Source organism: Staphylococcus pasteuri, from assembly GCF_030547725.1.
Taxonomy (GTDB): domain Bacteria; phylum Bacillota; class Bacilli; order Staphylococcales; family Staphylococcaceae; genus Staphylococcus; species Staphylococcus pasteuri.
In genome coordinates, this window is record NZ_JAUOQO010000273.1 from 1 (window position 1) to 279 (window position 279).

Annotated in this window: 1 protein-coding gene; it reads left to right on the top strand. The window is 48.4% G+C overall.

Annotated elements, in window-relative coordinates:
• Window positions 1–23: 23 nt before the first annotated feature.
• On the top strand, window positions 24–279 hold a 256-nt coding region (locus tag Q4528_RS13640; RefSeq protein ID WP_303522088.1), incomplete at its 3' end, for a hypothetical protein.

Sequence of the window (279 nt, forward strand, 5' to 3'; positions counted from 1 at the left end):
TTCCTAGTAACTCATTAGCTGACGTGCTTACTTTACAACTTGCCTGTAAACAGCTTGGCCTGCCCGATCCCTTCGAGCCAGTGATGTTTGCCGGTGAAGCCCACCAAGGGGTAGCCTTTTTAGTGGATGGTAAAGGTGAAACCCTAGAAGCTACCATCGACCAATTTACCGCGGCTCTCAGTATTCACCGCAGCGATGAAAGCCATAACGCACAATTAGTGCCTGTTAAATTGTTTTGGGATCGCTACCCTGGCAGAGAGAGTGTTAACGACTTAATGG